Source organism: Aeromonas sp. FDAARGOS 1410, assembly GCF_019048745.1.
In the GTDB taxonomy this organism is placed as follows: Bacteria; Pseudomonadota; Gammaproteobacteria; order Enterobacterales; family Aeromonadaceae; genus Aeromonas; species Aeromonas jandaei.
Genome location: NZ_CP077401.1, coordinates 772,016 through 797,787, shown reverse-complemented (window position 1 = coordinate 797,787; position 25,772 = coordinate 772,016). Strand labels below are relative to the sequence as shown.

Below are 25,772 nucleotides of genomic sequence, written 5' to 3'. Positions count from 1 at the left end.
CTTAAATCAGCGTTTTGCAGGTTATCTGATCCAAGATACCCGTCTCCCCACCCTCTTGTCTTTATGGCAGTGGATGTTTTACCAGCAGGGCGAAGATCAGCACCAGCAACATGTTGCCACGCAGGATCCAGATCACCCGGAATTGCTGCTGGATGGAGATCATTGGCGCGCGCCCCAACCGCAGGGAGCGGCGCCAGCGGTAGAAGAGGCGGCTGGGGTAATCGAGCGATCCCACGATCACCAGAAAGAGCAGGGTCTGCATGCCGTGAGCCGGGTGGGCAAAGAGAGCCGCCAGCGAGCCGGCATGTTCGAGCGCCAGCAGACAACCAGTGGCAAAGATGCCGAACAGGGCCAGTGCCGAGACCCCGTCCACCACCAGCAGACGGCGCACCCGCACCATGTTGAGCCCGCGGCGAAAAATGAGGTATTCGATGCACAGGGCGAGCAGCAGCAGAATAATACTGCCGTTATGGAGATGGCAGAGCAGAGAATGATTGAGCATCAGCAAATTCTCACTTTCTGCCTTTAGACGAGCAGAGCGGCATCATATATGCTGGTCTCACACGAGTTAAAAAGGACTTTTTCATGCCCCGCGGTACGTCCAGGAATACGTGGTCATTAATCTCCCGCATGCGGTTGGGCCTCCTCCTGCTCTTTATCCCTGTTTTGCTGCTGGGCAGCATCTACTACCTGCATATGGAGCGCACCCTGCGCAACGAGCAGGAACAAAACCTGGTAGCCCGCAATACCCAATATCTGCACACCCTGCTAGAACCCTATCTGGAGACGCTCAAACGCCAGTTTACGCTGATTTACCAGCAGGTAAATTATCAGGACTTCATTGAGCCGACCATTCGCAACGGCGAGCACTATCTGCAGTCGTGGCGGGCCTATCACAAGGTGATGGAGCTCGACTATGTCTATGTCGGCACCGAACATCGCAAGATGCTGATCCATCCGGCATGGCAGGCTGACGAAAGGTTCGATCCCCGGGTTCGCCCCTGGTACAAGCTGGCGGCCAGCCACCCCGGCCAGATTGTCTTTACCGACCCCTACTACGACTACACCCTCGGCACCCTCACCATGGCGCTGGCACGGGTCATCCTGACCCCGGACGGCAAACGGGTCGGTGTGCTCTCCCTCGATACCCAGCTCACTCCGCTCGCCAGCTGGCTCAACAACAAACGCGGTGTGGATTATCACGACGGGCGGGGTTATCAGATGCTGATCAACCACGAGGGGCTGGTACTGGCGCACCCGGATCGAGCCCGCGTCTTCAAGCCGCTGGCCGACCCCACATGGCTGACACGGATGAAGGGCGATCAGGGCTTCTTCCTCGATGAGGCGAGCGGCCAGATGGTCGCCTACAACCGCATTCCCGAGCAGCGCTGGGTCCTGCTCAGCGTCGAGCCTACCGCCAGCATGGAACGGGTGATCGACAGCGTCTCCGTCAACGTGCAGCTGATGATCGGCGTTGCCTGCGTACTCTATCTGCTGCTCGCCATGCTCTGGTCACGCTACTTCCGCCGCATGCTGGGCGAGATCACCCTGCTGATCCGGGCCAGCCGCTCCGGCGGTATCGCCTACAACGGCCGCCGCATGCTGGAGCTGGCCAAGGTCTACGAAGAGATGGATGCCGCCAGCCAGGACTTCGCCCAGATCCGGCTGCAAGCCAATCAGGACAAGCTCACCGGCCTCTACAACCGCCGCTTCTTCGACGAATGTCTGCAACAGCAGATCAAGCAGGGCCACCCCTTCGGGCTGGTGATGTTCGATCTCGACAACTTCAAACGGGTCAACGACACCTTCGGCCACCAGACCGGTGACGTGGTGCTCAAGCGGGTGGGCAAACTCGGCATGCGGCTGTTCCACGACTGGGGCTGGTTCTGCCGCTATGGTGGCGAGGAGCTGGTGCTCATCTTCCGCTACGGCGAGGATCAACCCATGCTCCCCTCCCTGCTGGAGACCTTCCGGATCGGGGTGGAGCAGCTGGAGTGGCGCGAGGTGGATCTCACCATCACCATCAGCGGCGGCGTCGCCTTCAGCAAACCCGGTATGTCTGGCAAAGATCTGATTGAGCTCGCAGACAACGCCGTTTATCGCGCCAAGCGGGAGGGGAAAAACCGCATCTGCTTCCCGCAAAACGGCGAACAGACAGCACTGCCGGATGAACCGCGTCCCGCGGACAAAGCGTCTGATGAGGAGCCGCTACGCGCCAACGAGGCATGACAGCCAACAGCTGCGCTCAGATAACAAGAGAGAGGCCTTCCGGCCTCTCTCTTTTTTCATCACCACTTTTTCATCCCCACCAACCGGTACTCAAAGCTGGCGCTGCCACTCCAGCACGGGCCAGCCCAGCTCCTCGGCCTGCTGGCGCAGTGCGGGGGCCGGATTGACCGCATGGGGATGGCTCACCGCCCGCAGCATGGGCAGATCGTTATGGGAGTCGCTGTAACCAAAGCTCCCCTGCCAGAGCTGTTCTCGCCCGGCAAAGAGCTGGTTGATGCGGGCCACCTTGCCGTCGCGAAAACTGAGGGTGCCGCGGGTCTGGCCGGTCAGCATGCCGGACTCTTCATCGAGCAGGATGGCCACACAGTGATCCATCCCCAGCATCCGCGCCATGGGGGCCACCAGATGTTCGCCGGAGGCGGAGATGAGCACCAGCTCGTCGCCACGCTGGCGGTGCCACTCGATACGTGCCAGCCCCTCGGGGTAGATGCGCTCGCGCAGCACCTGCTCGGCAAAGCGGCTACAGAGCGAGTCGAGCCACTGGCGCGTCTTGCCCGCCAGCGGTTGCAGGGTGAAGGCCATGTACTGGTGCATGTCCATCTTGCCCTGATGGTAGAGGGACATCATGGCCTGCTCTTCCGCGATCATGCTGGCGGGCGCCAGCTCCTCGGCCACCATGTACTCCAGCCAGAGGCTGGCGGAATCCCCGGCAATCAGGGTCTCGTCCAGATCAAACAGTGCCAGTGCCATGGGCGCTCCTCGCAGTAAAAATGGAAATGAAATGCAGCCTCATGCTACCTCACAGAGTTGATCCCGGGCCACTACCAGGGTCACGGCGCGCCCCACCGGCAGCAGCTCGCGGGCCGATCGGTTGAGGCAATCTACCGTCAGCACGCCTGCCTCGCAGGTCACCTGATAGCGGATGACGTTGCCGAGCAGTTGCTGCCCGCTGATCACCCCCGGCAGGTTCGGTTCGTCGCTGTGAGCGCCAGCCGGCAGCAGGGAGAGGGACTCGGGTCGCAGCGCCAGCTTGCCCTGAAAACGGGGGCCAAACAGCGACTTGCCCTGCTCGGCGCCAAGCAGGTTGTAGTTGCCGATAAAGCTCGCTACAAACTCGCTGGCGGGACGGGTATAGATCTCCTCCGGCGTACCGCTCTGGACGATGGATCCCTTGTTCATCAGGAAGATCCTGTCCGACATGGTCAACGCCTCCTCCTGATCGTGGGTCACGAAGATGGTAGTGAGCTCGAGGCGCTGCTGGATCTCGCGGATCTGCTGGCGCAGGCTGCGGCGGATGCGGGCATCCAGCGCCGAGAGCGGCTCATCCAGCAGCAGGATCCGCGGCTGCACCACCAACGCCCGGGCCAGTGCCACCCGCTGGCGCTGGCCGCCGGAGAGTTCGGCCGGATAGCGGCGCTCGAAGCCGGTCAGCTCCACCAGCTCAAGCGCCTCCTGCACGCTGGCGGCGAGATCCCGTCCCGGCTGGGGCTTCATCTTGAGGCCGAAGGCAACGTTGTCCCACACCGTCATGTTGGGGAAGAGCGCATAGCTCTGGAACACCATGCCGATGCCGCGCTTCTGGGGTTCCTGCCAGGTGATATCTTCACCGGCCACCCGCACCTGACCGCCATCCACCGGGGTGAGCCCGGCCAGCGCCCGCAGCAGGGTCGATTTGCCGCAGCCGGAGGGGCCGAGCAGGGTCACCAGCTCCCCCTTGCGGATGCCGAATTCAATCCCCTCGAACACCTTGGTGTCGCCATAGGATTTGTGCAGTTGATTCACTTCTAGATGGAACATGTTGATTCACCGATGAAATCTGTTGGCCGCCCAGGTGAGCAGCAGGGTCAGCAGGAAGTAGCTCATCACCAGCGCACTGGTGAAGTGGCCCGAGGTGGCGCGCATGTTGTAGAGGTAGACCTGCAGGGTCTCGTAACGGGTGCCTACCAGCATGTTGGCGAACACGAACTCGCCGAGCAGGAAGGAGAGCGAGAGAAACAGCGCCGCCAGCAATCCCTTGCGCAGGCAGGGGATCACCACCAGCAGGAAGGCGTGCCGACTGCTTGCCCCCAGCAGGTGGGCGGCATCCATCAAATCTTTCAGCGGCACTCCTTGCAGGCTGTTGGCCAGCGCCCGGTACATGAAGGGGAGCACCACGGTGAACCAGGTGCCGATCAGGATCCACGGCGTGCCGATAATGGGCAGAACGCCGTCAGCGTAGATCTGCAGCAGCCCGACTGAGGAGACCACCGGCGGCACCGCAAAGGGGAGCAAGATCAACAGGTTCATCCAGGGATCCAGCTTGGGGAAGTAGTAGGCCACCACCAGCACGGTGGGTATCAACACCAGGGTGCCCAGCAGCAGGGTGGCGAAGCAGACCAGGAGGCTGCGGCCAAACGCCGCCAGAAAGCGCGGGTCGCCCCACAGCTTGAGATACCAGTCGAGGGTGAAGCCGTCCGGCAGCAGGGTCGCCCCCCAGCGGGTGGAGATGGAGTAGAGAAACGTAGCCAGCAGCGGCAGCAGCAGGGTGGCGACCAGCCCACCCAGCACCCACTTTGGCCAGCGCGGCGTCAAATCATGCATGGGATTGCCCCTTGTTCACATAGCTCTTTTTCAGCAGCCACTGGTTGGCGGCCGTCACTACCCCCAGCAGCACCATCAGGATCACCGCCAGCGCAGCCGCCATATTGGGCTCGAGGAAGATATCGCCGGAGACCAGACTGGCCACCCGGATGGTCACCAGATTGAAGTTACCGGTGGTGAGGGCGTAGGCGGAGGCATAGGCCCCCACCGCGTTGGCAAACAGGATGATCAGGGTGCCAAGTAGCGCAGGCGTCAGCACCGGCAGCGCCACGTGCCACACATACTGCCCCTTGCTCGCGCCGAGCAGCGCGGCCGCTTGCGGCCACTCATCCTGCAGCGCATCGAAGGCCGGATAGAGCAGCAGCAGGGCCAGCGGGATCTGGAAGTAGGTGTAGATGAGGATAAGGCCGCTGCCCGAGTAGAGGTTGAAGCCGTCTATCAATCCCCATGATTTCAGCAGTAGGGTCACTGCACCATTGATGCCGAGAATGATGATAAAGGCGAATGCCAGCGGCACCCCGCTGAAGTTGCCGGTCATGGTGATAAAGGCCAGCAGCACCCGCTTGACCCGCTCACCGCTGTGACGCAGCGCTGCCGCCCCGAGGGTGCCGATGGCAAGCCCCGCCAGACTGGCGATACCGGCGATGCGCAGCGAGTTGCCGAACGATTGCAGGTAGAAGGGGGAGCTCAAAATCTCCCGATAGTAGTCGAGGCCCCAGCCATCGGGGGTCTGGAAACTGCCCACCAACACCCACACCATGGGGGCGAGCTGGAACAGGATCATCAAGAGGACAAAGGGCAGCAGCACCAGCGCGGGCAGCCAGTGGCGGCGCACCTTCTGCTTGGTTGCCACGGGTTGATCCACGAGGATCTCGGTGGTTGCAGGCATCATCAGTGCACCTCACGCATAAAGGCGGCCTTGAGCAGCGGTGGCGCTGCCGGCTTGTCGTGGGAAATGCCCAGCAGATCGGCCATCAGGGCGCAGAGCTGGGTCTGGGCGATCACCACCCCATCCGGCCAGCGTTCGACGAAGGCATCGCCAAACAGCCAGAGCGGCACGGTGCGCTCTTCAGGCAGGGTGCCGCCGTGGCTCAGGTCGTTGTTCATGCCGTGATCCGAGGTGACCACCACCTGATACCCCTCCGCCAGCCACTGGGGCAGCAAATCGGCCAGCAGGCTGTCCATGCGGCGCGCCTGATTGCGGTACTGGCGGGAGTCGAAGCCAAACTTGTGGCCCGCATCGTCCACTCCCATCGGGTGGATCAGCAGAAAATCGGGATCGTACTGGCTGCGCAGCCACTCGCCATCCATCAGCAGATGGCTGTCGGGGTAGTTGTCATCCCAGTAGAAGCAGCCGTGCTGGATCGGCAGCTGCTCATCGTGGGTAAAGCGATCGCGGGCCGCCAGCCAGGGGCTCTTGTTGTAAAGCTCGCTCACCCAATGGTAGGCCGCCGCTGCGGTGCGTTTACCCGCGGCGCGGGCCAGATGGAAGATGGAGTCATGCAGACTGAGACGACTCACCCCGTTGTGGGTGATACCGCTCGCCACCGGCGGTAGGCCGGTCAGGATGCACTCGTAGAGAGGCCGGGAGAGGGATGGCAGGGCGCAGCTGAAGGTCGTATAGAGGCCGCGCTCCGCCTCCACCATGCCTGCGAGGTAGCCCATCCCATGGGCTACCCCGGCAGAGAGGCCATCCACAAGTACCACTATCACCTTGTGTTGCACTGGCCGCTCCTTACTGCATGTAGATCATGACGTTCTCTTGCCACTGACGCGGCAGGGCCTTGGAGCTCTGCTCCCAGGCGGCGTGATCCTGCACCGGCTTGGCCTTGGCATACTGCTCGGCCGGCAACAGCTTGGCCTTCACGTCATCCGGCAGCGCAACGTTGCTGCGGATCGGGCGGGCATAGCCGCGGGCCAGGTTGATCTGACCGGCATCGGAGAGGATGTATTCCCGCGCCAGCTTGGCAGCGTTGGGGTTCTTGGCCCACTTGTTGATGATGGTGGTGTAACCGGCGATGACGGAACCGTCGCTCGGGATCACCACTTCAAACTTCTTGGGGTCGATCTGGTCGCGGTAGTTGAGGGCGTTGAAGTCCCACAGCACACCCACTTCCACCTCGCCCTTCTCGATGTTGGCGATGGTCGGGTCGTTCAGCGACAGGCGACCCTGCTGGGCCAGCTTGCCGAACAACTCCAGGGCGGGCTTGAGATTCTTCTCGCTGCCACCGGTGGCATAGGCCGCCGCCAGCACGCCGTTGTTGGCTTGCGAGGCAACACCCACATCACCCAGCGTCACCTTGTAGTTGCCGCCCAGCAGGGATTGCCAGCTGGTGGGGGCAGCCTTGACCAGATCCTTGTTGATCAGGAAGGCGATGGTGCCGGTATAGGCCAGCATCCAGTGACCGTCCGCATCCTTGGCCCAGTTGGGAATGTCAGCCCAGGTGGAGGGCTTGTAGGGTTGGGTGACCCCCTGCTTGACCGCAACCGGGCCGAAGGCACCGCCCACGTCGCCGATGTCGGCGGTGGCGTTGGCCTTCTCGGCGGCGAACTTGGCGATCTCCTGCGCCGAGCTCATGTCGGTATCCTGATGCTTGATGCCGTAGATGTTGCCCAGCTGCTGCCAGGTATCCTTCCAGTTGGCCCAGCTGTCGGGCATGCCGATACTGCTGAGCTGCCCTTCGCCGCGAGCGGCCTTCTCGAGATCCGCGATATTTTCGGCGGCAAACAGTGGCTGACTGATGGCCACCAGAGCCAGTGCACTTGCGATCACGCTTTTCATCATCCCATCCCTCTGGACTAGGTCAGTTAAGGTTCGAGAGGGATGCTAGAGGGGAAATATGACGGTCGCGGGGCGCTTTGATGGCAGTTTGATGACAATTTCCCTGTCATGTCGCTGTCATCCACAGCGGTTACAACTCTGAACCCAAGTGAAGCTGGACTACTCCAGCAAGGGCTGAACCAACAAGGGCCAGGCCAGCCCGTACAGCCAGAATGAGCGACAGGGACATGAGCGTGATTGAACCGAGATTGAGCGAACGGGTCGTGGCTGAGGGCCGCGCCTCCAAGTGTGAACAGATTTGCCAAACCCTGCGCCGCTATATCGGCAGCGGTCAGCTGGCGGCGGGGCAGCAGTTGCCGGCCGAGCGGGCCCTGAGCGAGCGTTTCTCTACCACCCGCATCACCATCAAGGAGGCGCTCTCCAGCCTCGAGGCGGATGGCCTTATCTACCGGGCCGAGCGGCGTGGCTGGTTCGTGGCGCCGCCTCGTCTCACCTACGATCCCGCCATCCACACCCACTTTCACCAGTGGATCGGCGAGCAGCAGCGTACCGCCGAAACCCGGGTGCTGGCCCACGGTAGCGAGCTCGCCAGCAGTGAGCTCTGCCGCTGGATGGGACTGGATCCCTTCACACCGCTCTACGAGATCCGCCGCCTGCGCCTGATCGACGGCCGCCCGGTGCTCCACGTCAGCCACCATCTGCTGGCCAGCCGCTTTCCCGATATCGCCAGCGCGCCGCTGGCCAGCTCCCTCACCGAGCTCTATCAGCAGCGCTATGGCATAGGCCAGGGCGGGGCGAGTCTCGAGATCACCCCCTCGGCGGCGCGCGGTGTCATCGCCCGCGCCCTCAATCTGGCGGAGGGGAGCGCGGTGCTGCGGCTGGTGCGGGTCAACTACGACGAGCGGGGGGCCCTGGTGGATTGCGATATCGAACACTGGCGGCCGGATGCAATCCGCATCTGCCTAGATACGCGGGCGTTGCAACCCATCATCGCCAAAACGCAGCCCGCGCAACTGGCAGAGTAGCCTCGTTCAGGCTCACGAGCAGATGCGGATCCCGCAGGATCCGCCGGGATCAGTTGTCGATATTGGGGATCATGTCGTCAAAGCTCTGATAGCCGCAGTCGGCCAGTTGCAGCGACATGGTGTAGGTCTTGCGGTGCTCCTGCTGGCCGATGGCGGGGCGGTTGAGCTTGAGCTCCTGATGCCAGTACTCCTTCATCCGCTCGATCAGCCCCATCGCCTCGCTCTCGTTGAGATGGAGCTGGCAGAGCGCCAGATAGTTGTTCGACTTGTGCATGTTCTCCACCAGATACTCCCCCAGCATCGACATCGCTTGCCGCGCCTGCTGGCGGGCGAAGCGGCTGTGCTGCTCGAAGCTGATCCGCTCGCTGATGAGGAAGTGGTAGCTGTTGTCGATGCCAAGCTGCAGGATGCCGAGCTTCTCCAGCTTGCGCAGATAGAGGTAGCAGGAGGCATCGGTCAGGCCGTACTCCCGCTTGAGATCGATTAACGTCTTGTCGCGCCAGAAGATGTTGGCCAGAAAGGCGTAGAGGCCCGGCTCGTTGTGAAACGCCTCGTCCTGCTCCTGAGTGAAAACGGCGCGCCGGCTCTGGGCATCCTGAGTGCGCTCCAGCAGCTCCTCGAACGAGAGCCCCACCAGATGGCAGATCTCCAGCAGGGTATCGAACGGCAGGGAGGGCTTGTTCATCATCCGTTTGATGGTGGCAATAGAGACCCCCATCGCCTCCGCCAGCGTCTGATAGCGGATCCCCTTGTCGGTCAGGGTCTTCTTCAGGGTATCGAGGATCTGGGTGGCCAGGGTCTGGCTGTAGCTCACGGGACTCATCCTTGTAGTTGCATCGTGACTGCATGGTTATGCCGCAGCGGGGTCGCCTCTATTTTTACCGCCAAGGCTCAGATATTGACACCAAAAAGATGGTGGTCGCTCGTAAACGGCTGAAATGGCGCCGAGGCCTGACCAGTTCCGGCCAGCGGTCGCAAAATCTGATACTCGCCAGCGCATATCCTTGAACCGGAAAACATTTTGCTAGTGCTGCATAGCTCATCACGCATACTTTTGTCGTATCGAATTCAAGACCCTTCCTGGTTTAGAAATCGATTGTTTGCTTCCAAATTTGTATTTTTTAAACCGCAAGGTTTTTCCTTTTTCCTGATCTTGAGCGGCGCTTGCAAAAGCACCGCTCTACTCTTTTTTGCGCCATGAAAAACGCCTGCCACAGGGCAGGCGTCAGCAGATGGCAATCCAATCAGATATAGCGGATGGCCGTCAGTGCCATCACCACCGCCATGCTCGCCATCATGGGCACGAAGGTGCGCTTCACCACATCCACCGGACTCAGGTTGGCGATGCCGGAGACCGTGATGATCACCCCCGCCACCGGCGAGATGGTGCGGCCAATGCCGGCCGCGAACAGGATCGGCACCAGCAGCAACAGCGGGTTGATGTCGAACTGGCTGGAGACCAGCGGCACGATGGGAATAAACGCCATCACAGGGGCGTTGCCCGAGCCGGTGATAAAGGCGGTCAGCAGGATAAAGAGCGAGAAGACCAGCGACAGCCCGAGCGGGTTGAGCTCGAACGACTTGGCCAGATCGATCAGCTGGGTGATGGCGCCGATATTGGTGAGACCGGCGGAGAAGAACTCGGCCGCCAGCATCAGGGTCAGCACGCTGCCGAAGATCATCCCGGTGCCGGTCAGCCAGGCCTCGAAGTTGGCGAACGCCTTGTTGAGGGAGCGGTAGCGCAGCGCCTCGATGATGATGCAGAGGGTCATGGTCGACATCATGGCCACCGGAATGGTCATCTTGATGGCGCTGACAAACAGCTCGGAGAAGCCGAACAGAAAGACGAACGGGATCACTGGCAGCAGGGCGTAGTAGCCCGGGGTGTTCTCATGTTTTGCCTCCAGCTCGTGCAGATACTTGCCCCGCTCGGCGGCGGTATCATGGCCATCCTTGCTGTCGCAGTAACGCTGCCACGCGATATTGACGAAGGGGATGATCACCAGCAGCGCGATCTGGAACAGCAGCTGATGGTTCACCACGAACGGCATCACCTCGATATTGATCGCCTTGGCACCGATCACCGCATTGATCTGGCCGGGGCCAAACTCCCACGCGGTGGGGATGACGATGGTCGCCACCGCCGTCTTGGCGCTGATCCCGGCGTTGCGCAGCAGCGGATAGAGGGTGCCCATCAGCAGCAGGGAGAGCGAGGTTGCCCCGGTGATAAAGACGTAAAGGATGGAGACCAGCAGCAGGATGATCGCCAGCAATACATAGGGGTTCTTCAGCGCCATGATGGGGCGGGAAGTGGCCTTCACCAGCGCCGCCGAGGCGCCGATCTGGTTGAGGTAGGTGGCCACCCCGGCAATCGCCACCAGGGTCAGACCGGTGGAGGCGAGGCGGGAGTTGGTCACCATGGCGAACTTCTCCCACAGATCGAAGAACCAGAAGCCCTGACTGTTCTCGGCGGGCAGGATCGGGTTGATCCCCGCCCACTGGGCATACGCCAGCAGCACCAGACCCGCGGTCAGCAAGGTCGCCTGCGGATTGAACCGCTTGAGCATGGCGTAGGCGACCAGCCCCACCACCACCAGAATCAATATTGTCGACATATTTATTATCCTTGTTGCAGCACCCGTGACGACCCGATTACATCTGATTGTTATTTCTCATAATCGGGATTCGGCAGCGTATCAGTCGCCCCCGGCAAATTGAATTGGTCGGTGTGACCAGCACCGCAATAATAAAGATTTAATCAATAGCGAGTCGCTCGGCAAAATATTGCCCTAACACACTCCGGATAATCAGAATGTGGAGCCCTTCAAAGTTGTCGTCAGGCCGCTGTGCGCCCCCTCATAAAATAGCGACTCACCCTGCCCGCCCCCTTTTTGATCTCACCCATCGGCAAACGGCGCCGTGGCCAACCGGCCGGTCGGGTTCGGCCAAGTCAGCCCTTGTTCCTCTTGGGACAGCCAGAGCGCAGATGAACGGCCTGCAGCAAAAGCGACCATAATCGAGCAAAAAGACAGCAACAAAGAGAGTCAAACATCGCCTTTTGCAGATAAAAAATGCAGCCAGCCAAAAAATTTTGGCCACCGGCGACGAGATCCGACCGGTCAAAATAACAACAAAAAGTTGGCAATCGACCTCATTTACAACTGATTAATCATCATTCAGTTTGCAATCAGATGCCCCTTGCGGAGCGAAAAAGAAACCCAAGGGATATCAACCCCCTCCGGCCGATCGGCCAGCAAATAGCCCGGTTACGGTTATTTCTTTTATTTTGGTAATTTATAAATAAAGTGATAACTCTAAATTAATCATTAATTACCCAGTTATTGTTTGTGCCGATTTTTATTTGCAGCAAATCACAGCCGGCACACGGGTTGTTATTGAAAAACGAGCTGACTATACTGCGCCGCCTCGAATACAGGAGTGCAGGAAATATTAATAACTTTCATGGATGAAAGAGTTCAATCACACGCAGTTCACACATCAGGACAGATAATCCATGAACAAGTTTAACAGTGCAGTTGCCCTCTCCCTGCTCGGTCTCACCCTCAGCGGCGCCGCGTGTGCCGAGGGCTGGTATCTCGGTCTGGATCTCACCACCTCCAAAATGGATCTGGATGGCGTGGCCCAGCGAGCGCACGACGCCAACATCATCGACGACCAGCTCGACGGTGGCAGCCTGATCGTCGGCTACCACCTCAACGACTGGCTGGCTATCGAAAGCGGTCTGCATGCCCAGCGCATGAGCCAGCTGATGTGGGTCACCAGCCCGGGCCTGACCGGTTTCACCGACACCACCATCGACACCCGCAGCATCAGCCTGGCCGCCAAGCTGAGCCAGCCGCTGGCTTGGGGCTTCAGCGCCTATGCCAAACCGGGCGTGGCTTACACCAGCACCGAAGTCGAGATGATCGGCAACGCCACCATCCTCGGCATGAGTGGCCAGATGCGCCGCAGCGAGACCAAGGGCACCGTTCACCCCAATCTGGAAGTGGGCATCGACTACGCCTTCAACGACCATATCTCCGCCGGGATTGGTTACGAGCGCCAGTTCAACGCCATGACCCTGGGTGACGATCACTACTCCCTCGACACCCTCAAGCTGGGCATTCGCTACCACTTCTAAGGCGGCCGCGATCCCATGCAAAAGGGCCGCAGGTTTCACGCCTGCGGCCCTTTCCATTTGCCGTCCCGCCCTCAGCAGATCCGGTTCTTGCCCTGCAGCTTGGCCTGATAGAGCGCCCGATCGGCACGCACCATCAGGCTCTCCTTCTGCTCATCCTGCTCATACTCCGCCAGCCCGAAACTCAGGGTCGCCGGGCCGTGAGGGCAGATCGTCTCGCGCTGCAACAGCAGCTGGAACTTGCTCGCCACCAGTTGTGCCTCGGCATGACGGGTATTGGGCAGCACCACCATAAACTCATCGCCGCCCCAGCGGGCCAGCAGATCGATCTCGCGAATATGGCGGCGGATCAGCGCCACTATGTTGATCAGGGTCTGATCCCCGGTGTGGTGGCCATAGCTGTCGTTGATCTGCTTGAAGTTGTCCACATCCATGGCGATCACCGTGAAGGGCTGATGGAAGCGCCGTGCCCGCTCGCACTCCAGCTGCAACGCCCGCTCCAGCCGATAACGGCTGGCGGCACCGGTCAGCGCATCGGTCTCTGCCAGCAGGCGATTCTCGTCCACTTTGCGTTGCAACTCCTCGTTGAGCCGCGCCAGCTCGGCGGTGCGCTCGGCGATCAACTGCTCCAGCGAGTGGTTGCGCCGCTCCAGCTGCTCTTGCAGCAGCTTGCTGGCGTGGATATTGCGATGGGCGCCGATCATCCGCGCCACCGAGCCATCGGGATTGCGGGCAATAATGTGGCCGCAATCCTCAATCCAGAGGTAGTCGCCATCGCGGGTGCGGCAACGATACTCGGCGCGATACTCATGGGCGCTGCCATTGAGACAGAGATCGAACTTCGCCATCACCGCCGCAATGTCATCGGGATGGATCACGCTCTCCCAGGTGAAGACGGTATTGCCGAGGGAGTGCGGTTCATAGCCCAGCATCTGATACCAGCCGGGATTGCGATAGACAAAGCCGGTATTGGCATTCCAATCCCAGATGCCGTCGCTGATCACCTCCAGAATCCCGTGTACCACAGACTCGCTGAGGTCGGAGATCCTGACCGGATCACTCTCTTTGCGCATATGAGGTCATCCTCTCTTCTTGCCTGCGTCACTCTTGCTTGCCCACCAAACGGCGTTGTCGAGTCGGCGTGAAGCGCTACCTTGGCACACGGCGAAAATCCTGTCAGCCAGAATGCCACTCTCCCCCTGCTATCCGGTTATCGGCTGCTCGCACTGCATGATAAATGGGCCGTTCAGGGCGTCAGCAAGTGTGGCTCAAGTGCAACCCATTTGCTGACCAATACCCAGAGGCCGCCGTGATGGGGAACAGACAAAAGGCAAACAGGCAGAGCGTCTGCGCAGGGTGTAATAAGCGAAGCGCATGACACCTTTTGCCAGCTCAATATCAGCGGTGCAATTCACTTCGTTCTTTGCATCCTACCCGCCCTCACCCAGCCCTCTCCCACAGGGAGAGGGGATCATGAAGCATCGGAAATATGCTCGCCAGCCACACAGGTTCGATTAGAGAAACTTAATCTGGGCGCGGGAACGAGATTACCCTCTTATTTAGTTGCTGGAGAGCGGTTGGCGGTGAGGGGATAGAAAAATAAGATTTTTCTGGATATACCTTGTAGCTCTCCAGGTATGACCCAGCCTCATTAACCCGAGTTTTCACCCATACCTCACCATAATCCCGAATACGTTCCTTTCCAAGCTTATTATTACTGTAACAAATATTGAACCAATTCCCAGTATGCTTATCTTTTATCTTTAAGCCTGCCTCACAATTCCCGCTTTTACCTTTAGATGGTCCGGGGTGAACCACTTTATATTCCGTGTCATAACTAATTATTTTATCTGGATAAAAATAGACGTACATATCATAGCCATACCATGACGTTATAAGCATCATAAAAAAGCAATTACCAAACGCTTTTGCAATATATTTTAAGGCATGACATCTGGGACATCGAAAAGCAGTTACTATTGTACCCACTAATCCAAATAACGCACTGATAGTAATGTAGGTGAGCGACTCAGGAACCAACTCAGCAATAAGTGTTTTATCTGATAATTTTGTCTTGAATAAGATACTTGCCAACCATAGAACAACCATAAATATAAAGCCCACCCCAAGCAGCATGTTTTTTTGCCGTTCGCTTTTAAAACTATGAATTGTCATTTTACTGCCTGATTTATTATTAATAACGAAAAGTATCCCACCATTTTGCAAGATAAATATGGGCGGTGCAATTCACTTCGTTCATTGCACCCTACCCGATTTTACGAAATGGGCATTGTGTAAACCGGCTCCCCTCACCCTAGCCCTCTCCCAGAGGGAGAGGGGATAAAGCAGCATCGGGGATATGGTGTTCGCAATCGCGTGTAAATTCGAGATATAGCCACGGGGCCAAACCTCCCTTCTCCCCTTGCGGGAGAAGGGTCGGGGATGAGGGGAAGGAAAAAGAGATTACGCGGTAAACGTTGGGCTTCGCTACGCTCAGCCACAACCTACACAATCGGTAGGTTGGTGCTGAGCCTGCGAAGCCCAACATGCGAGTTCAGCTTATAAGCATGTAAATAGTTCCATTGCGGTCATATTTGAAGGTAAACTGACGACAATTGCAAAATACAATTTACATTACTTCATGGTTTTATTAAATGAACAGCATTATTAATGACTTACTCTCAAAAGGTAAAGAAGGTCTCTGGTGGGACTTCAAACAAAAATTCCACAACAATATGGCTGCAATGGTCCATGATATTCTATGTATGGCTAATGTAATTCACAATGGGAATAGATACATAGCTTTCGGAATATCTGATTCATTAGAAGTAGTTGGATTAAATGACAGTGATAAAAAATATACTCAAGCAGATATTATCACTGCGCTTAGAAGACTAAGTTTTAGTGAAGATAACATCCCAAACATTCAGCTTGAATTTTTACAATTTAATGAAGCCAAGTTAGCAATCCTAACAATATTTAATGAGCCTTTAAAACCATATTACCTGACAAAAGAATACAGTTATCAAGGTAAATCCATACGAGCTGGTGTTGTTTATTCACGGACAAATGATGCTAATACACCATTAGATTCATGTGCCAATCCAATTGATGTCAGAACGATGTGGCGTGAAAGATTCGGCCTCAACCTAAAAGCCCCTGATAGATTCTCCATTCTTTTAGAAGATGCCAAATGTTGGGACTATGACGGTATTAGTCAAGCCTTCTATTCTAATGATCCTGATTTCACTATTGAGATTGGAAATGTAGAACATGAGGGGGGTAATTACTGGTGGCAAAACTTATATTTTGAGAATACAAGACAGTTTGACTACCACTTAAAATATAAGAACAGAATTATTAAGACCTTGCCTGTTGTTAATTACTACAACGAGGGTTTGACTATACCATTCCCAAACATTGAGTTTATTACCTATCCAGAAGCTCAAGATGGGTTAAATGCCGAATTTTACTGTGAGATTTACTATTATAAAAAAGGAACTATTGAATATAGTTTATTTCAACACATAAGAAAAAGTGAAGTGCATTGTGATACATATCAAACACTGTCTACACCAATCACAACCCAACTGAAACCACCCATAATAAAATTGCCATTTTTTATAATTAACAGTGACAGTGAACTAAATGAACTGTCCAAGAAATTCATGGAAAAATATCATGAGTTTAATTCCTGTAAGTCAGATTTAATGAGAAAGCGTTACCCTGACGAAAATTATAATAGATGGGATGTTGAAAAAGTTTTTTCGGAGTGGGTTTTTGAGAAAATAAATCCTCCCTCTGAATTTTCAATTAGTGAATGACATTAAAACGGCGGCAACTCCCTTTACCGCCGTCCAATCGCTTACCCCCCCAACCTCTCCGCCAATCCGGAATAACGCTCGGTCTTTTTCCGCACAGCTTGTGCCAGCAGGGCGCGATCGCCATAGAGATCGAGGCGGGCCTTGGCGCGGGTGATGCCGGTATAGACCAGCTCGCGGGTCAGCAGCGGGCTGGGGCTGTCGGGCAACACCAGCACGGTATGGGCAAACTCCGATCCCTGGGATTTGTGGATAGTCATGGCGTAGACCGTCTCGTGGGGCGGCAGCCGGCTGGGCAAAAGCGCCCGCAGGGTGCCATCCGGCTGCTCAAACCAGACCTTGAGCCGGCCGGTTTCATCGGGCAGGCAGAGCCCCATATCACCGTTGTAGAGGCCGACCCCGTGGTCGTTGCGCACCACCATCACCGGGCGACCGGCATACCAGTCGCCATCGCGGGCAATCAGGCCAGCCCGTGACAGGGCCAGTTCGAGCCGCTCGTTAAGTCCCAGTACCCCGAACGGGCCATCGCGCAGGGCGCAGAGGATCTGGAAGCTGTTGAATGCCTTGAACACGGCGGCGGGCGATTCCCCCGCGCGGGCCGCCTTCAGATAGCTGCCGTAACCGGCTACCCCCTGGGCAATCAGGGCATCGTAGGCCTCCCCGGCCCAGGGGTGCAGGCTGATATCGGCAAAGCCCATGCCCCAGACCGATTCCACCGCAGTGGCATCGCCGCTGTTGCAGGCGCGCGCCAGCTGACCGATGCCGGAGTGCTGATCAAAGCGCCAGCTCTTGGCCAGCAAACAGAGGCTGTCGCGCACCGGCGCTCCCGCGGGCGTGCCTTGCAAGCGGTAGCCGGTCTGACGGGAGAGCCAATCCGCCTGCGCCGGGCTGATGCCCTGTTCGATAAAGCTGCAGATATCGCCGAGCACGGCCCCCGCCTCCACCGAGGCGAGCTGATCCTTGTCGCCAAGCAGGATCAGGCGGGCGTGGCTCGGCAACGCATCGAGCAGCCGTGCCATCATCGGCAAATCGACCATGGAGGCCTCATCCACCACCAGCAGGTCGAGGTGCAGCGGGTTGCCCGCGTGGTGGCGGAACTGGCTGCGCCCCGGAATGACCCCGAGCAGCCGGTGCAATGTGCCCGCTTCGGTGGGGATCGCCTCCACCCACTCGGGGGGCAGATCGAGGGCCTGCAGGGCAGAGCCGATACTCTCGGTCAGGCGCGCCGCCGCCTTGCCGGTGGGGGCCACCAGCCGGATCGCCGGCGCCTTGCCTGCTTGCAGGCCGGTCTCCACCAGAATGGCGAGCAGTTTGGCGACCGTGGTGGTCTTGCCGGTGCCGGGGCCGCCGGAGATCACCGCAAAGGGGCGCGCCGCCGCGGTGGCCGCCGCCAGCTTCTGGCCGTTGCAGCAGAGCGCCTCGGGCACCAGCGTATCCAGCTTGCTCAAGTCGCTCGCCGCCTGGGCGCTGGCGAGCAGCGCCTCGATGGCGGGCCAATCCACTTCATTGGGGAACACCAGATCCAGATACTTTTCGATAAAGTGGCTGGCCGAGAAGTCGGGGGCGAGGCGGGCTTTGAGCAGCGCCGCGAACACCAGCCCGTAGTCGCGGGCAAACAGCCGCGACAGGGCCGGTGCAATCTCCGGCCATTCGGCTCGTTCACTCAAAGCGCGCAGATGGCGGGCTACACCCTGCTCGTGATCGTGGTAGCGGGTGAGGTAGAGCCGCCCGTGCCACAGCCGCAGCGGCCAGCGCGGGGTTAGCCCCTCATCCTGTTCCGTACCCACGAGCGGGCTTGCCGCAAACAGGGCGGGCCAGCGGGCAGGATCCGCCAGATCCACCAGCAGATCCCGGCTCTGCTGGGGATCCAGCCCGAACGGCCGCAGTGATCCGGCAGCGAGCATCTCCAGCGGCAGACAGACATGGCCACGCCCCAGTTCGAAGCAGGTGAGCGCCGCCCCCAGCACCAGCTCGGGGCTGCCGCCAAGGTCGGCCACCAGCCGGGCAAATTGCAGATCCAGCTGGCGGATGCGGCCAGCCAGCGCCAGTGTTTTGAGCCGTTCAACCATCATTGCGCTGGCTGCGGTGCTGATCATGGTGCCGCTCATGCCTCTACCTCGTTTAATTCTGCTGATGAAACACCGCCAGAGCGATCACCATTTCTAAACAACTCATCCAGCCCCAGCACCAGTTCACGGCTCGGGCGGGTATGGAAAATGCCCCCCTGCGGCATGCCGCGCAGGAACAGATAGAAAACGCCGCCAAAATGCTGCTCGAAGTCGTAGCCCGGCAGGCGCAGGGTGAGCAGCCGGTGCAGCGCCAGCGAGTAGAGCTGGTATTGCAGGTCGTAGCGGTGCTCGGCCATCGCCCGCTCCAGCGCCGGACGGCTGTAATCGGCGGGGCTCATGCCGAGGTGGTTCGATTTGTAGTCGAGCAGATACCAGCGCCCCTGCCACTCGAACACCAGATCGATAAAGCCCTTGAGCATCCCCTGCACGGTGGCAAAGCTGAGCGGCTTGTTGCCCCGCGACAGCGGGTCGTGCTGCTGGCAGAGGGCGGTCAGCGCCGGTGCCGTCACACGCCCCATGGGCAGGAAGAACTCCAGCTCCACCTGTTTGCGCTCGGGGGCCAGCTCCCGCAGCCGCACCGGCTCGCCAAAGCCAGTCTCCAGCGGGGTATCGAGCACCGCCTCCACCTGCTGTTGCAGCACCGGAGCCCAGCTCTCGTCGAAACCATCCTGCGCCAGCAGGGTAGCGATATGCTCTGCCAGCGGCTCGCCCGCGGCGCTTTGAAAGTCGATGGTCTCGAACAGGCTGTGCAGCAAGGTGCCGGGGCGCGCCCCTTTCGGGAAGGTGAAGATGGAGGGCTGGGGCGCCTCCTCCGGTTGTTCTGCCGCCAGCGCGGCAGCTTCGGTGACGACCTCATCATCGAAACCGGGATTGGCCAAGACCCCCTTGCTGTGACCGTGACCCTGCGCAGCCAGCCCGGAGTAGGAGCTGATCCACCAGTCCCGCTCAAGGGTGCCGCTAAAGTGGCGCACCTGCGGCTCGCCCAGCTGCTCCTCCTCTGGCGGCAGCGGGGCCGGACGGGTGAGCGAGGGCTCACCGACGGCCACCCCGGGCAGCGCCTGTGCCAGCTCGGTCAGAGCGGTCGCCAGCGTCTGCGCATCCCCCTCTTCGCCCTTTTGCAGCAGGTAACCGATGGCGGTGTGGTGCAGATCGGTCTTCTCCGACTTGCCCGCCCCCGCCCGCACCGGTGCCAGCCCCAGCCAGGTGGCGTAGACGCCCCGGGTCAGCGCCACATAGAGCAGCCGCAAATCTTCGGCAAGGCGCTCCCTGTCCGCTTCGGCGAGCGACGAGTCGGCGCCGGTCAGATCGAGAATGGTGCGATTGCCCGCCTCGTCCGCCTCGTGATAGAGCGGGGTCTCGGCGGTTCTGTGGCTGCAGATAAAGGGCAGGAACACCAGCGGGTACTCCAGCCCCTTGGATTTGTGGATGGTGACGATCTGCACCAGCTTGCGCTCGGATTCGAGCCGCAGTACCTGCTCCGCATCCTGCCCGTTGGGACGGCTCACCGCCTCCCCCAACCAGCGCAGCAGGGCGTACTCCCCGTCCAGCTCGCTGCTCACCTGTTGCAGCAGCTCGCCAAGATGGAGGAAGTTGGTCAGCCGCCGCTCGCCATAGGGACTCGCCAAAAGCGAAGAGGCGAGATTGCGCCGGTGCAGCAGGGCCCGCAGCATCGCCAGCACGCCACGGCGGTGCCAGATCTTGCGGTACTCCATAAACTCCTGCACCGCGCTCTCCCACGCCCGCTCGTCGCTGGCCAATCCATCGAGCGCCTTGGCGTCGAGATCAAACAGGCCGGTCGCCAGCGCCGCCCGCAGGCTGCGCTCTTCGCTCGGGTTCTGGCAGGCGTGCAAAATCAGCAAAATCTCCCGCGCCTCCGTCTGCTCCAGCACGCTCTCGCGGTTCGACAGATAGACGGAGGCGATGGCGAGCCGCGCCAGCTCCTGCTGCACCAGCTTGCCCTCGGCGCCGGTGCGCACCAGCACGGCGATATCCCCGGCCTTCACCGCCTTGTCACCGATCAATGCCTTGCCCTCGCGAGCCAGCGTCAGCAGACGATGGATCTCGGCGGCGGTGGCGCGCGCCATCTTGCTCTGGTAATCCCCCCGATTGAAGGTGGGTTGGCCGGTCAGCTGCCAGCAGTGGAGCACGGGTGCAGTGGCGCCATCGAGCAGCAGAGCCTTGCTCTTGCCCTGCGCCTCCACCGGCAGAAAGGGGATATCCGCCTCGTAGATAAAGGGATCCTTGGCTCGCTCGAACAGGCCGTTGACCGCCCCCACCAGCGCACTGCTGGAGCGCCAGTTGCGCCCGAGGGTGTAGTGGGCGCTCACATTTCGCCGCGCCTGAATGTAGGTAAAGATGTCGGCGCCGCGAAAGCCGTAGATGGCCTGCTTGGGGTCACCGATCATCAACAGCGCCGTGTCTGTGTGGCCGCCGTAGAGGCGGTGGAAGATGCGGTACTGCTGGGGGTCGGTATCCTGAAATTCGTCGATCATCGCCACCCGGTAGGTGGCGCGAATGCGCTCGCAGAGCCGCTCGCCAAGGCTGGAGCCGAGCGCCCCGTCGAGATCCTTGAGCAGGTCATCGAACGAGAGCTGATGGGCTTGCCGCTTGCTGGCCTGCATCCGGCTGCGTACCACTTTGGCCGCACGTTGCAGGATAAGGTCGCGAATACCGGGACGGCTCGCCAGCAGTTCATCGATTTGGCTGAACAGCGGCAGGGTCGGCACAGCGCCCCCCTTCTTGAGGTTCTCCTCCAGCACTGTCTGGCCGAAGCGCTCCAGCTCCTTGGGAATGGCGTAGCCACTGCTCTCGTCCTGTGCCCAGTCGGCTATCTTGGCAAGCCACCCTTCGTAGTTCTTGCCGGTGTAGCGGCTGATCTGGCCGTCGGTCTGGCGGCGGATCTCGTCCGTCTGCGCCAGCCATTCGCTCTTCACCGCCGCGATGCGACTCATGGCCGCCTGATGGCGGGCGGCGAGGGTCTCGTCCCCCAGCGCGGGGTGGATCTCCAGCTCGCTGTTGTCGAGCCAGCTGCCCATCTCCCGCAGCAGGGCGGCGGGGCTCGGCCAGAGCGCGCGCACGGCGCTGGCGAGGGCTTTATCCACCGGATAGAACTCGGCACGCCAGTAGTCGCTCACCGCCTGCAACCTGAGCTGGCTGTCGTCGGTGAGAAATTCGGTCTCAAAGAGGGCGCCGGACTCGAAGGCGTTCTGTTTCAGCATCCGCTGGCAGAAGCCGTGGATGGTAAAGACCGCCGCCTCATCCATCTGCCGCTCGGCAGCCAGCAGGCGACGGGCCGCCAGTTCGTGATCCGCCACCTCTGCCAGCAATTGGGCCAGCAGGGCATCATTGCTATGGCCGCGCATAAAGGCGAGCCGCGCCTCGTGGATGCGACCGCGGATCCGCCCGCGCAGCTCGGCGGTGGCCGCTTCGGTAAAGGTCACCACCAGAATTTCGGTCACCGAGAGCGGCCGTTCATGGGCGCTCGGCTGACCCACATCGGCCCCCTCTTCGACGAGCGGGCCATGGCCCAGCAGCAGGCGCAGGTAGAGACCGGCGATGGTGTAGGTCTTGCCGGTACCGGCGGAGGCTTCGATCAGTCGTTCACCATGGAGGGGAAAACGCAGGGTATTGAGCGGGTTAGCCATTATTTCAGCTCCTCCAGGGTCTTGAGCAGCGGGGTCAGGTGTTCGCGAGCCAGCGCCTGCAACTGCCCCAGCACCTCGTCATCGAGTTCGGGGAAGCAGCGGGCGACGTAAACGTCTTGCCCCTCCCCATTGATCATCCAGCCGCCGTTGAAACGGGTGAGGGCCGCCTTGTCGGCCGCCTCCGGCTTGTCGGGATCCTTCTCGATCGCCTTGAGCCAATCCCAGGCGGTGTTGGGGAAGAAGGGCAGCGGCCGCTTCATCCCCTGCGCCCAGCACGCCACCAGCGCCGCCAGCTTGGGCCGCGCCTCGTCGGCAGCGAGCTTGGCTAACCGCAGACTCTGTTTGGCATCGAACAGCAGGGTGTCGCCGGGGGCGCCGCTCAATGAGAGGCAGAGGTGCTGGATCCAGCCCAGCAGCAGATCCTTGCCGTTGAAGCTGCCGGGTTTGACCACCAGCAAGCGCCCCTTCTGGGTGTCGATCCACCCCTGCAGCTGGCCCTGAGTGAGGGAGATATCGATCTCCACCGCCTGCTTTTCTGACTCATTGGCCGCAACCCATGGCCGCAGCCGATCCGCCAGCTTGCCCATCTCGGCATCCAGATCGTCCAGCAGCAGGCTGCCGAACCACCCTTGCGGCAGCAGGCCGGTGAGCTGCAACCGCTCGCGACGCTCGGTACTTTCACCTTCCGCCAGATGGGCATCGAGCAGCAGATCTTTCAGCTGATAATGTTGCAGGCCATCCAGCTCGAACGGCTCGCTGTCCTCGATGTTGGCTTCGTTCAGCTCAAACCACACCTTGAGGCGACGGTTGAGGAAATATTTGGTGGGCTGGCGATAGAAGCGCAGCAGCTCCGCCAGCTCCAGCCCCTGCTCCTTGCCCCATTCGGGGGGGAGAGGCAGCTCGCCGCTCTGGAAGTTGGCCGCGCCGCGCACCGGATTGAGAGCGGGCAGCCAGTCGGCGGCATAGGTAAAGAGGCGCGAACCCGACTCCGGGTAAAAGTAGTTGCGGCTGTAGGGGGTGAGCGGATGCGCCACCATCAGGTGGTTGAGCAACCGCTTGCCGGAAGTTTCGTCGTCCAGATCCTCATCCCCCGCCAGCACAAAGCCCTGCCGCACATAGTCGATCAGCTCCGCCAGCAGGACCGACGGCACCTTGTCGCTGTTGTCCTGCGCGCTGAAGCCCTGATAGCTGATGTAGAGCCCCTGCTGGGCGCTGAGCAGCGCCTCAAGGAAGAGGTAGCGGTCATCATCGCGACGGGAGCGATCCCCGCGCCGCGACGCCACCGCCATCAGATCGAACCCCATGGGAGCCAGGGTGCGCGGGTAGACGCCGTCGTTCATGCCGAGCAGGCAGACCTGCTTGAAGGGGATGGAGCGCATCGGCATCAGGGTGCAGAAGTTGACCTGACCGGCGAGGAAGCGCTGGCTGGAGCGGGACTCCCCCAGCACGCTGCCGAGGTAATCCTGCAACAGGTCGGCGGTGATGGGCTGCTCGAAGCGAGCCTCGCCAAGCCGGGTCTGCCACTCGGCCAGCTGGCTGCGAATGAGCTGGAGCTGACGCTCTTCATCCTCGTCGGCGAGATAGAAGCGCTCCAGCAGCGCCAGCAGGCAGGCGTTCCACTCGGCCAGCGGCTGCGCCTGTTGCAGGCGGGGCAGGAATTCTGCCAGCGAATCGACAAACCAGGCGAGCTTGCCGAGTGCCAGCCCCTGCTGACCCTCGATATCGGCGTAGGGCAAGATGCCCGCTACCGGCTCACCGTCACCCATGGCAAAGCCGAGCAGCATGCGGCGCAGGCCGAACAGCCAGCTGTTGCCGGACATGGGCGGCAGATCGAAGCGGACGGGATAGCCGTCGTTCAGCCCCCAGCGGATGCCGGTCTCCTGCACCCAGACCCGCAGCTGGTTGAACTCGTCGTCATCCAGCTCGAAACGGCGCAGCACGGCGGGCACTTCGAGAATGGCGAGCAGCTCCCCTGCCCCGAAACGGGCGTTGGGCAGCCTGAGCAGGGCGAGGAAGCTCTGCAGCAGCGGGCTCTCCTGACTCGCCGCCCGATCCGAGACCGCAAACGGGATCTGACCGCGCGCGCCAAACACCGCCTGAATGTAGGGGCCGTAGCTGTTCACATCCGGCATCATTACCACCACGTCTTTCGGGGTGAGGGACGGATCCTGCTCGAACAGCGCCAGCAGCCGGTCGTGCAGCACCTCGAGTTCGCGCATCGGGCCGTGGCAGGCGTGGATCTGCAAGGATCCATCCGCCGGATCGATCGGGCTTTTGTGATGGCTGCTGTCGAGATCGAACTGACCGGCGCCTCGCTCGGCCAGCTCCAGCACATCCTTCTGGATGGCATGCAGCAGCTTGATATTGCCCTTGCCATCCAGCTCGTCGATATCGACGAAGGCCTCGATTTGCGGCACCTCCAGCTCCATCAGCTGATGCAGGTAGTCGCGCCCCAGCTTGCCCATGGAGGCGAGCAGCGGGTTGGCGGGGCCCTGCAATGTCTCGATATCGGTACCGGGTTTGAGCTTGTTCTCGAGGCGCGCCAGCGTCTTGCGATCCAGCAGATCTCCCCAGTAGTAGCGGCAGGGGTTGGTGACGAACAGATGCACCTCCACCTCCGGCCGACTGCCGAGGGCCAGCAGCGCCTCCACATAGCGCGGCGGCAGCGCCGAGATGCCGAACACGAAGACCCGCTGCGGCAGCTTGCCCGGCAGATCGGCGGTACGCTCCAGCTCGTGGATAAACTCCTCGTAGAGGTTGGCGCGGTGGTAGCCGCTCGGAGAGAGCGCCAGGGTGCGGGCCACCAGCTCGCGCCACAGCTCGGGCTGCCAATCCTGACCGCTCACCCCGGCCAGCTCCTGACTCAATCCTTCCCCCTCTTCCCAACGGGCGATCCAGTCCGGCCGGTAGACCAGATACTGGTCAAAGAGATCCGCCACCTTCTGGCAGAGCTGCCACAGCCGCACCTGCTCGGGATCCCTGGCGGGATCCTCCTCATCCCCACCGCCCAGATAGGCGGCGAGCGGGGCAAAGGCGGGGCGATCCAGCAAGGCAGGCAGAATGGTCATCAGCTGCCAGCTCATGGAGCCCTTGTTGTAGGGGCTCTGGCGCGGTACATCTGCCAGCACCCGGGTGAACATCTCCCAGATAAAGCTGGCGGGCAGCGGAAAGTCGATATTGGCGGCGATGCCGAAGGCCTTGGCCAGCTCCAGCTTGAGCCACTGGGCCATGCCCGGACTCTGCACCAGGATCTGCTCCCGATCGAAGGGGTGAGAGAGAGGGGCCTGCCGGATGCGGCTCACCAGCAGCTCTTTGAGCAGATCCAGCTGATTGGAGTGGTAGAGGGTAAACATGAGCAATTCCCGCCTGTGGATGAGAGGGGGCGAGGGAAAAGGCGAGCCATTTCCGTCACTTCACAAGAGAGGGAATTGTCGGGGATCGGGGGATAAGATGCAAAAGGCACTTGTGGCCAGCTGGTGGGCAA

Annotated in this window: 18 protein-coding genes; 4 read left to right on the top strand and 14 right to left on the bottom strand. The window is 60.3% G+C overall.

The window, feature by feature from the left end:
• Nucleotides 1-61 precede the first annotated feature (61 nt).
• Nucleotides 62-502, bottom strand: a complete 441-nt coding sequence (locus I6L40_RS03750) for a DUF2214 family protein (RefSeq protein WP_071913436.1) — start codon at nucleotides 500-502, stop codon at nucleotides 62-64.
• Between the two features lie 128 nt (nucleotides 503-630).
• Here I6L40_RS03750 and I6L40_RS03745 point away from each other — a divergent pair, with 128 nt between their 5' ends.
• Nucleotides 631-2,229: a diguanylate cyclase gene (locus I6L40_RS03745; RefSeq protein WP_239693830.1), complete on the top strand. Its 1,599-nt coding sequence runs from the start codon at nucleotides 631-633 to the stop codon at nucleotides 2,227-2,229.
• A 90-nt stretch (nucleotides 2,230-2,319) separates the two neighbouring features.
• Here the strand turns inward: I6L40_RS03745 and I6L40_RS03740 are convergent, their stop codons facing one another.
• From I6L40_RS03740 to I6L40_RS03715, 6 genes are read right to left on the bottom strand one after another with little or no spacing between them, the layout of a single operon-like run.
• Complete coding sequence (locus I6L40_RS03740; protein WP_071913240.1) at nucleotides 2,320-2,979, bottom strand: HAD family phosphatase; 660 nt, start codon at nucleotides 2,977-2,979, stop codon at nucleotides 2,320-2,322.
• Between the two features lie 39 nt (nucleotides 2,980-3,018).
• Nucleotides 3,019-4,026 (bottom strand): ABC transporter ATP-binding protein, encoded by a 1,008-nt coding sequence (locus tag I6L40_RS03735; RefSeq protein ID WP_041210065.1) that lies wholly within the window; start codon nucleotides 4,024-4,026, stop codon nucleotides 3,019-3,021.
• Between the two features lie 6 nt (nucleotides 4,027-4,032).
• Complete coding sequence (locus tag I6L40_RS03730; protein WP_071913238.1) at nucleotides 4,033-4,809, bottom strand: ABC transporter permease; 777 nt, start codon at nucleotides 4,807-4,809, stop codon at nucleotides 4,033-4,035.
• Complete coding sequence (locus I6L40_RS03725; RefSeq protein WP_071913236.1) at nucleotides 4,802-5,701, bottom strand: ABC transporter permease subunit; 900 nt, start codon at nucleotides 5,699-5,701, stop codon at nucleotides 4,802-4,804. The genes I6L40_RS03730 and I6L40_RS03725 overlap by 8 nt, the downstream gene beginning before the upstream one ends.
• Nucleotides 5,701-6,534: an alkaline phosphatase family protein gene (locus I6L40_RS03720; protein WP_216995014.1), complete on the bottom strand. Its 834-nt coding sequence runs from the start codon at nucleotides 6,532-6,534 to the stop codon at nucleotides 5,701-5,703. Before I6L40_RS03720 ends, I6L40_RS03725 begins: the two co-directional genes overlap by 1 nt.
• A 10-nt stretch (nucleotides 6,535-6,544) precedes the next feature.
• Nucleotides 6,545-7,591, bottom strand: a complete 1,047-nt coding sequence (locus I6L40_RS03715) for an ABC transporter substrate-binding protein (RefSeq protein WP_033115526.1) — start codon at nucleotides 7,589-7,591, stop codon at nucleotides 6,545-6,547.
• Between the two features lie 212 nt (nucleotides 7,592-7,803).
• Here I6L40_RS03715 and I6L40_RS03710 point away from each other — a divergent pair, with 212 nt between their 5' ends.
• The gene (locus I6L40_RS03710) at nucleotides 7,804-8,616 is read left to right on the top strand and encodes a UTRA domain-containing protein (protein WP_216995013.1); all 813 of its coding nucleotides are present in this window, start codon (nucleotides 7,804-7,806) and stop codon (nucleotides 8,614-8,616) included.
• Nucleotides 8,617-8,665: 49 nt separating this feature from the next.
• On the opposite strand, the gene I6L40_RS03705 is transcribed toward I6L40_RS03710, so the two are convergent.
• Nucleotides 8,666-9,430, bottom strand: a complete 765-nt coding sequence (locus tag I6L40_RS03705) for a helix-turn-helix transcriptional regulator (protein ID WP_041210060.1) — start codon at nucleotides 9,428-9,430, stop codon at nucleotides 8,666-8,668.
• 430 nt (nucleotides 9,431-9,860) lie between these two features.
• Entirely contained in the window at nucleotides 9,861-11,231 is a 1,371-nt protein-coding gene (gene dcuC / locus I6L40_RS03700) for a C4-dicarboxylate transporter DcuC (protein WP_216995012.1), read from the bottom strand.
• Nucleotides 11,232-12,130: 899 nt separating this feature from the next.
• Between dcuC and I6L40_RS03695 the strand changes: the two genes are divergently transcribed.
• Nucleotides 12,131-12,757: a porin family protein gene (locus tag I6L40_RS03695; RefSeq protein WP_033115530.1), complete on the top strand. Its 627-nt coding sequence runs from the start codon at nucleotides 12,131-12,133 to the stop codon at nucleotides 12,755-12,757.
• A gap of 71 nt (nucleotides 12,758-12,828) precedes the next feature.
• Here I6L40_RS03695 and I6L40_RS03690 read toward each other — a convergent pair whose 3' ends face one another.
• Together I6L40_RS03690 and I6L40_RS03685 are read right to left on the bottom strand one after the other, a co-directional pair.
• Nucleotides 12,829-13,827: a diguanylate cyclase gene (locus I6L40_RS03690; RefSeq protein WP_216995011.1), complete on the bottom strand. Its 999-nt coding sequence runs from the start codon at nucleotides 13,825-13,827 to the stop codon at nucleotides 12,829-12,831.
• Nucleotides 13,828-14,278: 451 nt separating this feature from the next.
• Entirely contained in the window at nucleotides 14,279-14,929 is a 651-nt protein-coding gene (locus I6L40_RS03685) for a hypothetical protein (RefSeq protein WP_216995010.1), read from the bottom strand.
• 479 nt (nucleotides 14,930-15,408) lie between these two features.
• Between I6L40_RS03685 and I6L40_RS03680 the strand changes: the two genes are divergently transcribed.
• Nucleotides 15,409-16,578: a helix-turn-helix domain-containing protein gene (locus tag I6L40_RS03680; protein WP_216995009.1), complete on the top strand. Its 1,170-nt coding sequence runs from the start codon at nucleotides 15,409-15,411 to the stop codon at nucleotides 16,576-16,578.
• Nucleotides 16,579-16,619: 41 nt separating this feature from the next.
• Here I6L40_RS03680 and recD read toward each other — a convergent pair whose 3' ends face one another.
• Genes recD through recC form a run of 3 tightly spaced genes read right to left on the bottom strand, consistent with a single transcriptional unit; the run spans nucleotide 16,620 to nucleotide 25,641 of the window.
• The gene (gene recD, locus I6L40_RS03675; protein WP_216995008.1) at nucleotides 16,620-18,683 is read right to left on the bottom strand and encodes an exodeoxyribonuclease V subunit alpha; all 2,064 of its coding nucleotides are present in this window, start codon (nucleotides 18,681-18,683) and stop codon (nucleotides 16,620-16,622) included.
• Nucleotides 18,680-22,288: an exodeoxyribonuclease V subunit beta gene (recB, locus tag I6L40_RS03670; RefSeq protein ID WP_216995007.1), complete on the bottom strand. Its 3,609-nt coding sequence runs from the start codon at nucleotides 22,286-22,288 to the stop codon at nucleotides 18,680-18,682. Before recB ends, recD begins: the two co-directional genes overlap by 4 nt.
• The gene (recC, locus tag I6L40_RS03665; protein WP_216995006.1) at nucleotides 22,288-25,641 is read right to left on the bottom strand and encodes an exodeoxyribonuclease V subunit gamma; all 3,354 of its coding nucleotides are present in this window, start codon (nucleotides 25,639-25,641) and stop codon (nucleotides 22,288-22,290) included. The genes recB and recC overlap by 1 nt, the downstream gene beginning before the upstream one ends.
• Nucleotides 25,642-25,772 lie beyond the last annotated feature (131 nt).

Bases quoted from the DNA above. Each gene is read 5' to 3' on its own strand.
- I6L40_RS03725 (WP_071913236.1), bottom strand. From the start codon at position 5,701: ATGATGCCTGCAACCACCGAGATCCTCGTGGATCAACCCGTGGCAACC.
- I6L40_RS03690 (WP_216995011.1), bottom strand. From the start codon at position 13,827: ATGCGCAAAGAGAGTGATCCGGTCAGGATCTCCGACCTCAGCGAGTCT.
- I6L40_RS03730 (WP_071913238.1), bottom strand. From the start codon at position 4,809: ATGCATGATTTGACGCCGCGCTGGCCAAAGTGGGTGCTGGGTGGGCTG.
- I6L40_RS03715 (WP_033115526.1), bottom strand. From the start codon at position 7,591: ATGAAAAGCGTGATCGCAAGTGCACTGGCTCTGGTGGCCATCAGTCAG.
- I6L40_RS03710 (WP_216995013.1), top strand. From the start codon at position 7,804: ATGAGCGACAGGGACATGAGCGTGATTGAACCGAGATTGAGCGAACGG.
- recD (WP_216995008.1), bottom strand. From the start codon at position 18,683: ATGAGCGGCACCATGATCAGCACCGCAGCCAGCGCAATGATGGTTGAA.
- I6L40_RS03685 (WP_216995010.1), bottom strand. From the start codon at position 14,929: ATGACAATTCATAGTTTTAAAAGCGAACGGCAAAAAAACATGCTGCTT.
- recC (WP_216995006.1), bottom strand. From the start codon at position 25,641: ATGTTTACCCTCTACCACTCCAATCAGCTGGATCTGCTCAAAGAGCTG.
- I6L40_RS03745 (WP_239693830.1), top strand. From the start codon at position 631: ATGCGGTTGGGCCTCCTCCTGCTCTTTATCCCTGTTTTGCTGCTGGGC.
- I6L40_RS03735 (WP_041210065.1), bottom strand. From the start codon at position 4,026: ATGTTCCATCTAGAAGTGAATCAACTGCACAAATCCTATGGCGACACC.
- dcuC (WP_216995012.1), bottom strand. From the start codon at position 11,231: ATGTCGACAATATTGATTCTGGTGGTGGTGGGGCTGGTCGCCTACGCC.
- recB (WP_216995007.1), bottom strand. From the start codon at position 22,288: ATGGCTAACCCGCTCAATACCCTGCGTTTTCCCCTCCATGGTGAACGA.
- I6L40_RS03680 (WP_216995009.1), top strand. From the start codon at position 15,409: ATGAACAGCATTATTAATGACTTACTCTCAAAAGGTAAAGAAGGTCTC.
- I6L40_RS03750 (WP_071913436.1), bottom strand. From the start codon at position 502: ATGCTCAATCATTCTCTGCTCTGCCATCTCCATAACGGCAGTATTATT.
- I6L40_RS03695 (WP_033115530.1), top strand. From the start codon at position 12,131: ATGAACAAGTTTAACAGTGCAGTTGCCCTCTCCCTGCTCGGTCTCACC.
- I6L40_RS03740 (WP_071913240.1), bottom strand. From the start codon at position 2,979: ATGGCACTGGCACTGTTTGATCTGGACGAGACCCTGATTGCCGGGGAT.